Raw genomic sequence first — 16,184 nt, 5'->3', positions numbered from 1 at the left:
GCGCGGGCAACCAGCATAAAAGAGCGGCCAACAAGACACCAGCCCTGCCGCCATAGGATGAGAAATGAAGGGCAAAAAAAACCGCTAGCAACACCGGCAAAAATGCAAGTGTTGTAGCGGCAGAGGCTTTGCGAGGTAATTCAGTGCGAGCAGGGCCCGCACTAAAAAATAGCTTAACGAATGTAGCGGTTGATAATGTTTTCGTAGAGTTCCTGACGGCCACTTTGCAGGGTGATTTCACCACCTTTGTTGCCCAGGTCTGCCAGTTGTTGCAGAGTCAGTTTGCCCTGCTCATAAGCAGCGCCGTTACCCGCATCAAATGATGAGTAACGCTCTTTGCGCAAACCTTCCAGCGGAGACTGCTGAATCAGGCTGTCAGCGATAATCAATGCGCGAGCAAAGGTGTCCATGCCGCCGATGTGGCCGTAGAACATATCGACTGGATCAGGTGAGTTACGACGCACTTTTGCATCAAAGTTCACACCGCCACCTTGCAGGCCGCCAGCGCGCAGGAATACCAACATCATCTCAACCGTTTCGTTGATGTTGTAAGGGAACTGGTCGGTATCCCACGCATTTTGGTAATCGCCACGGTTGGCATCCAATGAACCCAACATGCCCGCGTTAGCAGCGGCTTGCATGTCGTGACACATGGTGTGACCAGCGAGAGTCGCGTGGTTAGTTTCTAAATTGAGTTTGAAGTCTTTATCCAGACCGTGATGACGCAAGAAGCCGATAACGGTTTCTGCATCAAAATCGTATTGGTGCTTGGATGGCTCCATCGGCTTTGGCTCGATGAAGAAGTAACCTTTAAAGCCCTGCGCGCGCGCATAATCGCGAGCCATGGTCAGGAAACGCGCCAGATGCTCTTGTTCGCGTTTCATGTCGGTATTGAGCAAGCTCATGTAACCTTCACGACCGCCCCAGAACACATAGTTTTCACCGCCAAGAGCGATGGTTGCGTCCAACGCATCTTTCAATTGCGCACCGGCGTAAGCCACTACGTTGAAATCCGGGTTGGTAGACGCGCCGTTCATGTAGCGTGGGTTGGAGAACAGGTTGGCGGTACCCCACAACAATTTCACGCCAGAAGCGGCTTGTTTTTGTTTGGCGTATTCAACGATGGTTTGCAAACGCTGTGAAGTTTCTGCGCGGCTGCTGCCTTCATCAACCAGATCGATGTCGTGGAAGCAGTAGTAAGGTGTGCCCAGTTTGGTGATAAATTCAAACGCCGCATCCATTTTTTCGTGAGCGCGGGCGATTGGATCTTGCGTTGCCATCCACGGGAAAATTTTGGTGCCTGGACCAAAAGGATCGTGACCTGCGCCGCAGAAGCTGTGCCAGTAGCAAGTAGCAAATCTGAAATGCTCTTTCAGGGTTTTGCCGGCAACTACACGATTCTCGTCGTAGTATTTAAATGCGAGTGGATTATCGGAGTCAGGGCCTTCAAAGCCGATCTTACCGATACCGGGGAAGTATTCTTTACTACCGAGAACAATACTCATGTTTATCACCTTATGGGGTTTTGCTGTAAAAAGTTTATCGCTTACTGCACTGCATACTTGTACCGATTAACGCGGCAAAAGTTCACACCAGTGTTGGTAGGCATCCTGATATTGCGCAAATAATTGCGCTTCCGGTTCGATCACATTTAAACGGGTCAAACCGGTAAAAGCTTCACTCGCCGAGGCGTAATAACCACTGCCCAATGCCGCCGCGCGGGCAGCACCTTCGGCGCCGTCGGTTTCAAACATTTCCACGGCGGCTTGCGTGGTATTGGCAAAAGTTTGCGCAAACACTGCGCTTAAAAACATATTGCCTTTGCCTGCACGCACCACTTCACAACTGCCGCCCAGGGATTTCAATACATCGAAGCCCTGATTGAGCGAGAACACAATGCCCTCTTGCGCCGCGCGCACCATGTGACCCAAACCATGGCGGTTGAAATCCAGATTGCGCAGCTGTGCACCCAAATTTTTATTTTGAAAAATTCGCTCGGCGCCGTTGCCAAAAGGATGAAACAACAACCCTTCGCTACCCACGGGCACCGCTTGAGCCAGTGCGTTTAATTGTGGATACGCCGGCGTAGAACCACCCTCGCCGAGGGTTTGGCGCAGCCAGGAATACAAACGGCCACAGCCATTCACACACACCAGCACACCGTTACGTTTTTGCGCGTCGGTATTGGTCACGTGCAAGAAGGTATTCACCCGGGATTCCACATCCGCCGCTGGCTGATCGGTCACACCGTAAATCACCCCCGAGGTGCCGGCAGTCGCCGCTACTTCACCCGGTTCCAATACATTCAAACTAAACGCGTTGTTGGGTTGATCGCCCGCGCGATAACAAATTTTCACGCCTTTGCGCAGGCCTAATTCAGCGGCAACGGCATCGCTCACGATGGATTGCACACCAAAACTCGGCACCACATCGGGAATTAAATCCACCGAAATGCCCCAGTGATTTAACAATTCTGTGGCGATACGATTTTCTTTGAAATCCCACAGCGTGCCTTCGGACAAACCTGACGCGGTGGTGTTAATCACACCGGATAATTTCATCGCAATAAAATCGCCGGGCAGCATCATTTTATGAATGCGCGCAAACAGCTCCGGCTGGTTTTCCTGCACCCAACGCAACTTGGCGGCGGTGAAGTTGCCGGGGGAATTCAATAGATGGTCAAAACAATAATCGCGCCCCAAATCGGCGAGCGCTTTTTCGCCCAAGGGCACAGCGCGGCTATCGCACCAAATGATCGAGGGGCGCAGCACTTGTTGATTGCTATCGACAACTACCAAGCCGTGCATTTGGTAAGAGATACCTATGGCATCAATCTGGTCGAGTTTAATCTGGTCGCGCGCTGCCAAGCGCACTAAACCCTGACGCACACAATCCCACCAGGTGTCGGGGTTTTGTTCGGCAAAGCCAACCGCGGAGCTATCAATAGCCAGTTCAGATTCAGGGTGAGACAGCGCGCCCAAGCTCTTGCCGGTTACGCCATCCAGCACCGACAACTTCACTGAGGAACTGCCAACATCAATACCAAGAAACAGCATAGGGACTCGTTTTCTTTTATAGGTTTAGGAAACTTTCGTTTAACAAGTTTTTGCAGGCAAAAACCTGTGCGAATGCGGATATCGGGTGCAGACCAAATACCAGCGCTTCAACTTATATGACCAGAATATCTTATTGTCCAACTGACAACAAGAGGCCGCACGTTAATTTTTATAAAGCTGGCCGCTGTCACTGGCGCAAATGGCGCGCAATCACCTATACCTGAATAGCACCTCCACGCCAGTAACGGGAATGAGGCGCCATGTATCTAAGGCTCGACCATTGCGAACATGGCTTATACAATGCCCGCAACCTGAGCTGATCGGTTGTGCTCACACCAAACCTTATCCATAAAATGCAAAGCCCTTGAGGACATTGCTCGTGCCCAATAACCATATTCCCGGCAGTCTCAATACCCAAAGCTCCCCGCACCTTGATGACAACATCATCAAGGCGCTCTCCATCGATAACCTGATTTTTGGCCTAGATGACGATGAGCTGAAAATCCTGCTGGTTAAACAGACCGACCCGCTGCACCAAGGCAAATGGGCACTGCCCGGCGGCTGGATTCGCTACGACGAAAATCTGCGCGATGCCGCTTATCGCTTGCTGGAAGAACTGACCGGGGTGCGCGATTTGTTTTTGGAGCAGCTGAAAACGTTTGGTCGCGTTGACCGCTTCCCCAACGAACGGGTAGTTACCATTGCTTATTACGCCCTGGTGAGCGCCGACAAGTTTTCACTGGTGGCCGGTCAAAGTGCAGCCGATGTGAGCTGGCAGAGCGTGAATAACTTGCCCGAGTTGGTATACGACCACGCGGAGATAGTGGCTCACGGCTTGAAGGTGCTGCGCCATCAGGTGTGCCACCAACCCATTGGCTTTAACCTCTTGCCGGAAAAATTTACGCTGTTACAGCTGCAGGCACTTTACGAGGCAATCCTCAATACCAAGTTGGATAAACCCAACTTCCGCCGCAAGATCATGAAAATGAACCTGCTCAGTCCCTGCAATGAAAAACAACAGGGTGTTCCCCACCGCGCCGCTAGCCTCTACCGGTTCGATTCCGAGGCTTACAAGCATTTGAGCGAGTCGGGTTTTGCGTTTGAGATCTAATCCATCGCGTTTTTTGCACTCACCCAAGATCGCCATATAGTCAATAAAACCATAATGCATTAGTATTCATGCCACCCAAGGCGCCGGTTCGCAAGACCGGCGCCTTTTTGTAAGACCCGCAAGCGATAGCAAAACCCGCACGCCATGGATAGCGCAGGGAAATAATCATTACGGAGACAATCGCTTGACTCGTTAAAGCCGTACCCCGGTATCAACCTGCCCGCCACTGGGCAACTGTGGTAAGGTCGCGCCGTCGAACCAGCGGCATACACAACGACAGGCAGCCCACGCCTGCAACACTATAATTTTTATAACAGGTATCACCATGAACGAGACCAGTACCAACAATCAGGCGAATACGCCGTTTATTATTTTGATCAGTGTCATCGCCACTATCGGCGGCTTTCTTTTTGGCTTTGATAGCGGCGTTATCAACGGCACGGTAGATGGCTTGCGCTCGGCGTTCAACATCAATACCGCCGGTTTTGAAGTGTCTTCCATGTTGCTTGGCTGTGCGGTCGGTGCGTTTTTTGCCGGTACTCTGGCCGATAAATATGGCCGCAAGGCGATTTTGATTGTCGCGGCGGTATTTTTTATCGTGTCGGCTTGGGGCTCAGGCATTGCCACCGGGTCGATTGAATTTGTTATTTACCGCGTGCTTGGTGGTTTGGCGGTAGGTGCAGCCTCGGTCATGTGCCCGGCGTATATCAGTGAAGTAGCGCTGGCACGCTATCGCGGCAAACTCAGTTCCGTGCAACAGGTCGCCATCATCACCGGCTTAACCGCCGCATTTGTCAGCAACTACTTCCTCGCTAAATTTGCCGGTTCATCGCTGGCGGTATTCTGGCTGGGTTACGAAACCTGGCGCTGGATGTTCTGGATGGAACTGATCCCCGCGGTAATCTTTTTTGTGGCGCTGTTATTTATCCCGGAAAGCCCGCGCTTTTTGATGGCCTCTGGCCAGGTCGATAAAGCCAAAACCGTCTTGGTGAAACTCTATGGCGCCGTCGAGGGCACCGCCAAGGTCAGCGAGATTGAAGCCTCACTCGCCGCTGACCATCACAAACCGCGCCTTGCGGATTTGATCGACAAAACGACCAACCGTGTGCGCTCCATTGTGTGGGTTGGTATTGGCCTTGCGGTACTGCAGCAATTTGTGGGCATCAACGTGGTGTTCTACTACGGCTCAGTGCTGTGGCAAGCAGCGGGCTTCTCTGAATCCGACTCACTGTTAATCAACGTGGTGTCTGGTGTGGTGAGTATTGGTGCCTGCTTTATCACCTTTTTGGTGGTGGACAAAATCGGTCGCAAACCGCTGCTGTGGATTGGCTCGCTGGGCATGACCGTGACCCTGAGCTTGGTGGCTATCGCCTTTTATGGCGCACCGCTGGATGAGCAAGGCAAGTTGATGCTATCAACCGAAATGGGCACCTTGGCATTGGTTGCCGCCAACCTCTACGTGATTTTCTTCAACGTATCCTGGGGCCCGGTGATGTGGATTATGTTGGGCGAAATGTTCCCCAACCAGATTCGCGGTTCATCGCTGGCGGTGGCTGGTTTGGCACAATGGGGCGCCAACTTCCTCATCACCTTCACCTTCCCCTACCTGCTGGCCTCATCACTCGGCTTGCCGGGTGCTTACGGTATTTACGCGTTCTTCTCGGCCTTCTCGATCTTCTTTGTCCTCAAGCTGGTCAAAGAAACCAAAGGCAAAGAACTGGAGCAAATGGAGGGATAAACCTCTTCGTTTTTACCCTGCAAAAAACCACCTTCGGGTGGTTTTTTTATGCATGAAATTAGTTTCCTTACAAAACTAAAATAAACACAAGGAAAGCTGCGCCATGAGCGGCTCACTGGTATACAACTCAAATTTTCTTATGGTTTAATTGACTAGAACAATACCAATAACTAGCAATACACAGGAAAAAAACCATGCAGCAAGTACATCAACTCTTATCAATCGGTCTATTTACGCTTTTGCTCAGCGCCTGCGGCGGCTCGGGTGGTGGCGATAACAATAACTCCAGCGCCAACAACTCAAGTGCCAATACCAGTGCAACCAACAGCAGCTCCAGTGCCCCCGCGAGTATTGCGGCCAGCTCGGTCGAGCCCAGCTCAACCCCGGCAAGCAGTATCGCCTCGGAAGCAGCCAGCTCCATCGCCCCTAGCTCAGTAGCAGCGAGCAGCGAGCCCGCCAGCAGCTCGGCTCCGGCTAGCTCCAGTAGCGCGGCCAGTGCAACAGCGTTAACCCTGGATATGACCAGCGGTTGGCGCGGCAATGGCACTGGCAATAGCGGCGTAACTCTCAATAGCGATGGGGTCAGCTTTACCGCCAGCGGCGATAACATAGGCGCCGTGGCTGATATGCTCAAACCCATTCAGCTGGAAGATGCCATCATTACTATGGTGGTTAATGTCAGCAGCGAATTCAAAACCAGCGGAGCCAGCTTACAACCATTCGCGCAAATCAAGGGCGGCAGCTATCCAGGTGAATGGGGCTGCTGGGCGGGCAACGAGCTATTCACGGCTGGGGAAGATGCAACCATCTCCTGCACCGTTACTGAAGGCGACAAAAAGTTCAATCAGACAGAGTTTGACGTGCAAGTCGGCGTGCAAGCCAAGGGAACACCAACCGGCGTCGTAACCATCAAAAGCGTCACCGTTACCCTTGCACAAGCAGCAAGTAGCTCATCGGCACAAAGCTCAAGCACCGGTAGCGTTTACTCTGCCAATGTGACCCGACTGCAAGCCTTGGCCGCATTCCCAATCGGCGCGGCAGTCACCAACAACGACGACCCCAGCTTTAACATCGTGACCAATACCTCGGAACAAGCCGTGGTGGAAAAGCATTTTGGCGAGATGACGGCAGGCAACATCATGAAAATGAGCTACCTGCAGCCGAGCAATGGCAACTTCACCTTCACCAATGCGGACACCTTTGTGGATTACGCCAAAGACAACAACATCAACGTACACGGTCACGCGCTGGTTTGGCATTCAGACTACCAAGTGCCTAACTTCATGAAAAACTGGGGCGGCTCGGCAGCAGACTTTATCGCTGAGGTTGAAGACCATGTGACGCAGGTGGTTACCCACTTCAAAGCCAAGGGTAATGTGGTGAGCTGGGATGTTGTGAATGAGGCCATCAACGACGGCTCTCCGGTGGCTAACTTCCGCACCACCGATTCTCCCTTTTATGTAAAAAGTGGCAATAGCTCGATTTACATCGAAAAGGCTTTCCAGGCGGCACGTGCTGCTGATCCCAGTGCGATTCTCTACTACAACGATTACAACATTGACCAAAACAACGCCAAAACCACCAAGATGATTGAAATGCTGACCGACTTCCAAACACGCAGCATTCCCATTGACGGTGTGGGTTTCCAGATGCATGTGTTTATGGATTACCCAAGCATCGCCAGCATCAGTGCCGCGATGAAAAAAGTGGTGGATAAGGGCCTGAAAGTAAAAATCACCGAATTGGATGTAGCGGTAAACAACCCCTACAGCGGCGGCTGGCCTGGCAACAAAATTACCAGCTTCACCAACACTGTCGCTTTGGCACAAAAGAAACGCTACTGCGAAATCGTGAAAGCTTATATGGACACAGTGCCCGCAGCACAGCGCGGCGGTATTAGCGTGTGGGGCACCACCGATGCCAACACCTGGCTAACAACCGCAACGGCCGCCTATAACGGTGAAGCAATTGCCTGGCCATTATTATTCGACAACAACTACAACGATAAACCCTCACTGCGCGGATTTGCCGATGGTTTGGAAGGCACAGCGTGTAATTAAAAAGCCAAGCAGCGTATAACAAAAAGGCCAACCGCATCCGGTTGGCCTTTTTGTTGTTAGCAGAGAAAAGTAATTACATGATTAATCCAAAGGACGACGCTTCCCCGTCACCATCGACAGGGGCAGATTCTCCTTGAGGCGATAACTCTCCAGTAGCGCCGCACTCACATGCACGACAACCAATGCCATCACCGCATTAGCGATCCACTCATGCAAGTCCTCTACCCACTGCACGCCCCAGAAATAATCGATCTCTTCCAACATATAACCCGTGATGCCCAGCATTAAGATTCCGGTCATCATTAATATCATCACCAGTGCCCCCACAGGGGAGTGCCCCAGACGGTGATACGCTTGCCCGGTGCGCAATGCGTTGACATGAGCCGAGAGCCGCGCCGGCGTTGGGAAGAAATCTGCCCAGCGCGCTGCACCTTTCCCAACAAAGCCCCATACAAAGCGCACCAGCAACCAGCCCACTGCCACATAACCAAGCCATTGGTGCCAATCGTCGCCCGCTTCATTAAAAAAATAATTGGCGATAAAAATCAGCGCAATCGACCAATGAAACAAACGGACTAATGGATCCCAAAGTGGTACCAGTTGCGCACGCATTAATCTTCAATTTCCTCTTTCACAATTTTACCGCTGACCGGATCAAAATAAATTTCTACTTTTTGTTTGTCCTTATTCCAGCCATAAATTTCATAACAGTTGCCATCAGTCACTTTAAAAACCTTGATCTCGTAACCCTGCTCTTTGAGTTGCTCCTGAAACTTGGTTTGATCCAGCCACTCAGATTTATCTGCTTGGGTACATTCCGGGCCAGCAAATGCCGTTGCACTCAACATTGCCAAGCTTGCAAATACTAATTTACGCATAACGATTCTCCTTAAGAGGACAAAATTGAAAGTAAAAAACGAACTACAGGCCACTAATAAAACATTGCCACCCAACATTGGGTTAAGAACCGTAAGGAAAGGTTATATAACCAACCAGACCACAGATTCTGCGCAGGCATGACACCAAACACCCACAAGGTAGCCGACACTAACCAAGCCAGCAGCCCGCGTCAACCGAGGCGGATTTTAACGGGCAAAGCTTAAGTAATCCTTAATCACCGCTGCCAACCGCGTTAACCCTTTGGGCATACCAGGCTTAACTAGTATACAAGTACACATCATCTATGCTGTAATTTCACCCACGCTTATTCCCCCCTATCCCGAGGAACGTTTCATGGCGCACTCACTCCGCCTCACGCCGGTTTTGCGCTGGCTCACCACACCCCGCTTAATTACCCCCTTGCGGTATTTACTGCTGCTATTGGCGATAGTCAGCCCCACCAGCTGGGCGCTGGGAGAGGAGCCTTGGCTGGCAACCAGTGCACGCGGCAATCTGGTGCTGGTGGATAAACAGCAAGCTCTGGATATTGTTATCGACAGCAGCGAATTACCCGGCGTAGTGCGTGCGGCAAAAAATTTGCAAAGCGATATTGAAAAAGTGACCGGCAAACAACCGGTGTTAAAAAATACTCTCGCCGGGCAAAAGCAATTGGTGTTGGTGGGAACACTGGGCAGCAGCCAACTTATCGCGCAATTAATTGCCAATAAAAAAATGGATGTCAGCAAAATCCAGAATCAATGGGATGCCTTTCAAGTCGTGGTAGTTGATAAACCTTTTGCCGATGTAGAGCGCGCGCTCGTGATTGTCGGTGCCAATAAACGCGGCACTATGTATGGCATTTACAGCCTGAGCGAGCAGATTGGGGTATCGCCCTGGTATTGGTGGGCGGATGTGCCCGTTAAACAAAAAGCGACTATTTTTATCGACAAAAAAATAAATGTTGTTGAAATTCCAAAAGTGAAATACCGCGGTATTTTTTTAAACGATGAAGCACCCGCCCTCACCAACTGGGTCACTGAAAAATATGGCAACTACAACGCAGAATTTTATGAAAAGGTGTTCGAGTTATTACTGCGCTTAAAAGCCAATTTTTTATGGCCAGCGATGTGGAATAACGCATTTGCCGATGATGACCCACAAAATATGATCCTCGCCGATGAATACGGCATAGTCATGAGCACCTCGCACCACGAACCCATGATGCGCGCTGACAAAGAGTGGAACCGCTACGGCAAAGGCCCCTGGGAATATTCCAAAAATCCGAAAAATTTATATAAGTTTTGGGTTGATGGTGCAACGCGCAACAAACCCTACGAAAGCATTTACACCCTGGGCATGCGCGGCCAACAAGACGAGCCGATGAGTGAAGGTGAAAACATCGGATTGTTGGAAAAAATCGTCAGCGACCAGCGCAACATCATTAGCGATGTGTTTGGCAAAGATCAGCTCACAAAAGTGCCACAAGTCTGGGCGCTGTACAAAGAAGTGCAGGGTTTTTACGAGCGTGGCATGCGTGTGCCGGACGATGTCATCCTGCTCTGGTGCGATGACAACTGGGGCAATATTCGCAGGCTACCCACACCCGATGAACGCAAACGCAGTGGCGGTGCCGGCGTTTATTATCATTTTGATTATGTTGGCGGCCCACGTTCCTATCGCTGGATTAACACTATTTCCATCGCCAAAATTTGGGAGCAAATGCACCTCGCCTACACCTTTGATGCAAACCAAATCTGGATCGTCAATGTAGGCGATTTAAAACCCATGGAGTACCCGATTGAATTTTTCCTGAACATGGCATGGAACCCGGAGGCCTGGCCCAAAGAGCGCATACCCGAATTCGCCCGCCTGTGGGCTGAGCGTGAATTTGGTGCGCAACACGCCGACGAAATTGCCGCGATTATGACCGGCTACACGCGCCACAATTTGCGCCGCAAACCGGAACTGCAAGACGCCACCACTTATAGCCAACTGCATTATCGCGAAGCAGAACGCGTTACCGCCGAGATGAATGATTACGTTGCACGCGCTGAAAAAATTTACGCACAGTTGCCCGCTGCACAGCGCGCGGCGTTTTATCAATTGGTGTTATTCCCCACCACCGCCAGCGCCAACATTACCGCACTTTATAACGCGCAAGCCAAAAATCATTTGTATGCCGCACAGGCCCGCGCCACCACCAATGATTACGCCGATAAAGTGCGCGAATTATTTGCCAAAGATGCCGCGCTGGAACAGGAATACCACCAGTTCAACGGCGGCAAGTGGAACCATATGATGTCGCAATCGCACATTGGTTACAGCCACTGGAATCACCCACCGGAAGATACGCTACCCGTCACCCATCATTATGAGCCACATAATTCAGCGGAAATGGGCATAGCGATTGAAGGTGTCGCCTCCGCCTGGCCCAAGCCCGGCAATTATCTACTGCCGCGTTTTGATCGTTTGGGAACACAGTCGCGCGTGATTGAAATTTTTAATAAAGGTAAAGAATCCTTCCTCGCCACTGCCAAAACCACTACGCCCTGGATTATACTGAGCAAGACTAGTATACAAGTTGACAAGGGCGCGCAGCTGGATGTGAGCATCGACTGGAGCAAAGCGCCCATAGGTCGTGCCACCGGTCGCATTGACATTAGCGGCACCGGTTGGGGCAGTGCGAGCATCGGCGTGGAAATCGTAAATAACCCGATCAACAAAAAAGCATTGCGCGGTTTTGCCGAAGCCGATGGCTACATCGCTATCGAGGCGGAAGATTTTAGTCGCCAGGGCGCGAGTGGTCATTTACGCTGGGAAAAAATCCCCGAGCACGGCCGTACTATATCGTCCATGTCGGTGTACCCGATTGGCGATTGGCAATTTAACGATGCCACCAACGCGCCCTACCTTGAATACGATATTTACACCCACAGCAGTGGTGAATTTACCTTACAGGGATTTTTTGCCCCGAGCTGGCCGTTTATGCCCGAACGCGGTTTGCGCTACGCGGTGGCGATTGATGATGAGCCAGCACAAATTGTGAATTTGGTGGCCGACATGAGCGATGCCACTTGGGCGGAAACCGTGCGCAGCGATGTGCGACTTGGCATTACCAAACACAAGGTTGCACGAGCAGGCGCGCACAAACTGCGCATTTATAGCCTGGACCCGGCAGTCACGCTGCAAAAACTGGTGCTGGATACCGGCGGTTTACAACCCAGCTATCTGGGACCGCCACCCAGCAAGCGCTATTAATTGTTATTCATTTTTTAAACAAAAATCTTACAGACACTTTTTTGAGACGCCATTGAATGAAAATTGTTGATGCTAAAGTCATTGTGACCTGCCCCGGCAGAAATTTTGTCACACTAAAAATTACGACCGACCAAGGTGTGTATGGGATTGGCGATGCAACACTCAATGGCCGCGAAAAAGCGGTGGTGTCCTATTTGGAGGATTATTTAGTCCCGGCATTAATTGGTCGCGACCCACAACAAATTGAAGACATCTGGCAATTTTTTTATCGCGGCGCTTATTGGCGTCGCGGGCCAGTAGGTATGACTGCACTGGCGGCAATTGATGTGGCGCTGTGGGACATTAAAGCCAAACTCGCCAACATGCCGCTCTATCAATTGCTCGGAGGAAAAAGTCGCGAGCGCATCCTCACCTACACACATGCCAATGGCAAAGACCTGGACTCCACCCTGGACGCCGTGCGTAAAGCGCGCGAAAAGGGTTACGATGCAATTCGTATTCAATGCGGCATCCCTGGCATTGAAAAGACCTACGGCGTTGCCAAAGGCGATAAAAGTTACGAACCGGCAGATGCCGATTTGCCCTCTACCGAAATTTGGTCCACCGAAAAATATTTGAATTTTATTCCCGAAGTATTTGCGCAGGTACGCAAAGAATTCGGCAATAACATTCATTTATTGCATGACGTACATCATCGCTTGACACCAATCGAAGCGGCGCGCTTGGGCAAAGATTTGGAACCCTATCGTTTATTCTGGATGGAAGATGCGGTGCCTGCGGAAAACCAGGAATCGTTTAAATTAATTCGCCAGCACACCACCACACCATTGGCGGTAGGCGAAGTATTTAATTCCATTCACGATTGCCGCGAGCTTATCCAGAATCAGCTCATTGATTACATTCGCTCGACCATTGTGCACGCTGGCGGCATCACCCACGTACGTCGCATTGCCGATTTTGCCAGCCTGTTTAACGTGCGTACCGGCTTTCACGGCGCGACGGATTTATCGCCGGTATGTATGGGCGCCGCCCTGCATTTTGATTATTGGGTGCCTAATTTCGGCATTCAGGAGCATATGGCCCACAGCGCGCAAATGGACGAAGTATTTCCACATGCGTATGAATTCAATCGCGGTTACTTCACCCCCGGCGAAACGCCCGGCCACGGTGTGGACATCGACGAAAAACTGGCAGCTAAATACCCCTATAAACGCGCGTGTTTGCCTGTGAACCGCTTGGAAGATGGTACTCTCTGGCACTGGTAACATGGTTGGTGTTACCACACCATAATCCATTAAAAATAATGACCGGAGCAGCGAATGAATTTTTCTAAAAGCTTACTAACCCTGGCGCTAGGCGCCGCACTTTTGAGCAGTGGCTGCGGCGATAAAAACGCCCAGCCAGGCACCGCTACAACCATCAGCAGCGCCGCCAGCAGCGAAAGCGCACCGGCAATCGACACCACAAAATTTATCGGCCAACCGCTGGTGAGTCATATTTACACTGCCGATCCATCGGCCCACGTGTTCAATGGCCGCATTTATATTTACCCGTCACACGACATCGACAGCGGTATCACCAGTGACGGTGAAGGCGACAAATTTGATATGAAGGATTATCACGTATTGTCTATGGAAAAAATCGGCGGTGAAGTTACCGACCATGGCGTCGCATTAACATTGGAAGATATTCCATGGGCCAGTCGCCAGCTGTGGGCACCGGATGCCGCAGAAAAAGAGGGAAAATTCTTTTTATATTTCCCCGCAAAAGATAAAGACGGCATTTTCCGCATCGGTGTCGCTACCAGCGATTCTCCAAGCGGCCCCTTTGCAGCAGAGCCCAATCCCATTGAAGGTAGTTTCAGTATCGACCCCAGCGTTTTTAAAGACGACGATGGCAGTCACTACTTATATTTCGGCGGCATTTGGGGCGGACAATTACAACGCTGGATAAGCGGCAGTTATGTGGAAGAAGATAAATATCCCGCGAGCAATGAACCTGCACTCAGCCCGAAAGTAGCGCGCCTGAACGACAACATGCTGCAGCTCGCAGAAGCCCCGCGCGACATTCAAATTCTGGATAACGCCGGCAAACCCTTACTGGGCAGCGACACTAATCGCCGCTTTTTTGAAGGTGCCTGGTTGCACAAATTTAACGGAAAATATTATTTTTCCTATTCCACCGGCGACACCCATTACATTGCTTACGCCACTGGTGATAGCCCCTACGGCCCCTTTACTCATCAAGGTATCGTGCTCATGCCAGTGCTCGGCTGGACCAATCACCACTCCATTGTGGAAGTGGACGGCAAATGGTTTTTGTTTTACCACGACAGCCAACTCTCCGGCGGCACAACCTATTTGCGCAACGTAAAAGTCACCGAATTAATTCACAACGACGACGGCACTATTCGTACAGTGGATGCTTATTTGGATTGATGCCCAAGCAATAATGTAGATTGGAAGATCGCAGTGACTTCCGACTTTTTTATATCCAGCACAGCACTTGCTCACCTCGGAAGTCACTGCGCTTTTCCAACCTACATATCAAATTCAAACCGTGGATTTACAGGTCTTCTCGATATATTCAGCATGACTTGGCATATAGTCGATGGCGGTATCGATTACGCGTTTAACTTGCGCCATACGTCGATCAAATTCTTCCTCCGGCAATACATCTACTAGCGGGTGATAACCCTCAGTTGTCATGCGCTGCCCCAGCATTACCTCGACCCAACTAATTTCATTAAATAACTCATTGTTAAACCGGAATACATGACCATTAGCTTTAAATACATTTATTTTTTGTTGAAGCGACGGAGGTATATCCATTTCGCGGCAGTAATTCCAGAACGCCGAATCATTTCGCTCAGTGACTTTGTAATGTAAAATTAAAAAATCGCGGATCTTTTCGTATTCAAAACCAACCTGTTCATTGTATGAATCAATTTCGTCTTGATTAAATTTTTTGTGCGGAAACATCGCCATAATTCTGGCTAGGGCACTTTGCACTAAGTGAATACTGGTAGATTCCAGTGGCTCCATAAAACCCGAAGCCAAACCAATGGCAATACAGTTCTTGTGCCAAAATTTATCGCGTCGGCCCGTGACGAATTTAATCAACCTTGGCTCAGCAAGTTTCTCCCCCTGAATATTTTTTAACAGTATTTTTTTAGCTTCCTCCTCGTCCATAAATTTACTGGAAAAAACATGCCCATTACCAGTTCTGTGCTGCAATGGAATTCGCCATTGCCAACCCGCTGAATGCGCGGTAGCACGAGTGTATGACGGCAATGGATCCAACTTTTGGCTCGGTACTGCCCATGCACTATCGCAAGGCAGCCAATGAGACCAATTCTGATAACCAACACCGAGTGACTGGGCAATTAATAACCCTTGAAAGCCAGAGCAGTCGATAAACAAATCACCGGCAACTTGTTCACCGCTAGCCAAGGTAACCGCACGAATATACCCGGTGGAGGACTCTAAATTCACCTCAACAATTTTACCTTCCACACGTTTAACACCCAGCTTTTCGGAATACTCTCTTAAATATTTCGCGTAGAGCCCCGCATCAAAATGAAATGCATAGGCAATGTTGGATAACGGCGAATTGCCCGCATCAATTGAACGCATAAATTTATTTTTTTTACTCGCCAGGGTATTTAAACAATAATCGCCAATATCCTTGGAGCGCCCCTGCTTTTGCAGTTTCAACCAATAGTGATAAAAAGGAAGCGACTCCATATCGTGGCCAACACTGCCAAATGCATGAATATAGCTATCGCCTTTCTGCCCCCAGTTTACAAATTCAATTCCAAGCTTAAACGTCGCATGTGTTTTACGAATAAAATCGTCTTCATCTATATTCAATGATTTATTAAATAATTGAATCTGTGGAATGGTAGCCTCACCAACACCCACAGTACCTATATCATCGGATTCAATAAGAATAATTTCGTATCTGTTATTTTTTAAGTATCTGGACAAGGTCGCCGCTGACATCCAGCCCGCAGTACCACCGCCGACAATAATCACTCTTTTGATATGATTGTCCTGATTGTTGATAAAACTATGCATAAG

At 50.1% G+C, this 16,184-nt stretch carries 11 protein-coding genes; 6 read left to right on the top strand and 5 right to left on the bottom strand.

The window, feature by feature from the left end:
* Nucleotides 1-173: 173 nt before the first annotated feature.
* Together xylA and D0B88_RS07005 are read right to left on the bottom strand one after the other, a co-directional pair.
* The gene (gene xylA / locus D0B88_RS07010) at nucleotides 174-1,505 is read right to left on the bottom strand and encodes a xylose isomerase (RefSeq protein WP_007645009.1); all 1,332 of its coding nucleotides are present in this window, start codon (nucleotides 1,503-1,505) and stop codon (nucleotides 174-176) included.
* Between the two features lie 66 nt (nucleotides 1,506-1,571).
* Entirely contained in the window at nucleotides 1,572-3,056 is a 1,485-nt protein-coding gene (locus D0B88_RS07005) for a xylulokinase (RefSeq protein WP_151056143.1), read from the bottom strand.
* 379 nt (nucleotides 3,057-3,435) lie between these two features.
* On the opposite strand from D0B88_RS07005, the gene D0B88_RS07000 reads away from it, so the two are divergent.
* From D0B88_RS07000 to D0B88_RS06990, 3 genes are all read left to right on the top strand, one after another.
* On the top strand, nucleotides 3,436-4,167 hold the full coding sequence (locus D0B88_RS07000; RefSeq protein ID WP_007645013.1) for an NUDIX domain-containing protein: 732 nt from the start codon (nucleotides 3,436-3,438) through the stop codon (nucleotides 4,165-4,167).
* A gap of 325 nt (nucleotides 4,168-4,492) precedes the next feature.
* Nucleotides 4,493-5,905 (top strand): sugar porter family MFS transporter, encoded by a 1,413-nt coding sequence (locus D0B88_RS06995; protein ID WP_151056141.1) that lies wholly within the window; start codon nucleotides 4,493-4,495, stop codon nucleotides 5,903-5,905.
* A 194-nt stretch (nucleotides 5,906-6,099) separates the two neighbouring features.
* Entirely contained in the window at nucleotides 6,100-7,965 is a 1,866-nt protein-coding gene (locus tag D0B88_RS06990) for an endo-1,4-beta-xylanase (RefSeq protein ID WP_151056139.1), read from the top strand.
* Between the two features lie 81 nt (nucleotides 7,966-8,046).
* Here D0B88_RS06990 and D0B88_RS06985 read toward each other — a convergent pair whose 3' ends face one another.
* Both D0B88_RS06985 and D0B88_RS06980 read right to left on the bottom strand, forming a co-directional pair.
* Nucleotides 8,047-8,577 (bottom strand): cytochrome b/b6 domain-containing protein, encoded by a 531-nt coding sequence (locus D0B88_RS06985; protein ID WP_151056137.1) that lies wholly within the window; start codon nucleotides 8,575-8,577, stop codon nucleotides 8,047-8,049.
* Nucleotides 8,577-8,843, bottom strand: a complete 267-nt coding sequence (locus D0B88_RS06980) for a PepSY domain-containing protein (RefSeq protein WP_007645023.1) — start codon at nucleotides 8,841-8,843, stop codon at nucleotides 8,577-8,579. Before D0B88_RS06980 ends, D0B88_RS06985 begins: the two co-directional genes overlap by 1 nt.
* Nucleotides 8,844-9,198: 355 nt before the next feature.
* Between D0B88_RS06980 and D0B88_RS06975 the strand changes: the two genes are divergently transcribed.
* Genes D0B88_RS06975 through D0B88_RS06965 form a run of 3 tightly spaced genes read left to right on the top strand, consistent with a single transcriptional unit; the run spans nucleotide 9,199 to nucleotide 14,540 of the window.
* Entirely contained in the window at nucleotides 9,199-12,102 is a 2,904-nt protein-coding gene (locus D0B88_RS06975; RefSeq protein ID WP_151056135.1) for a glycosyl hydrolase 115 family protein, read from the top strand.
* A gap of 56 nt (nucleotides 12,103-12,158) precedes the next feature.
* Nucleotides 12,159-13,367, top strand: a complete 1,209-nt coding sequence (gene manD, locus D0B88_RS06970; RefSeq protein WP_007645027.1) for a D-mannonate dehydratase ManD — start codon at nucleotides 12,159-12,161, stop codon at nucleotides 13,365-13,367.
* A gap of 54 nt (nucleotides 13,368-13,421) precedes the next feature.
* Nucleotides 13,422-14,540: a glycoside hydrolase family 43 protein gene (locus tag D0B88_RS06965; protein ID WP_151056133.1), complete on the top strand. Its 1,119-nt coding sequence runs from the start codon at nucleotides 13,422-13,424 to the stop codon at nucleotides 14,538-14,540.
* Nucleotides 14,541-14,654: 114 nt separating this feature from the next.
* On the opposite strand, the gene D0B88_RS06960 is transcribed toward D0B88_RS06965, so the two are convergent.
* Entirely contained in the window at nucleotides 14,655-16,181 is a 1,527-nt protein-coding gene (locus tag D0B88_RS06960) for a tryptophan halogenase family protein (RefSeq protein WP_151056131.1), read from the bottom strand.
* Between the last annotated feature and the right edge of the window lie 3 nt (nucleotides 16,182-16,184).

It is taken from the genome of Cellvibrio sp. KY-YJ-3 (assembly GCF_008806955.1).
Classification (GTDB): Bacteria; Pseudomonadota; Gammaproteobacteria; order Pseudomonadales; family Cellvibrionaceae; genus Cellvibrio.
This window is presented reverse-complemented; position numbering and strand designations above follow the sequence as displayed.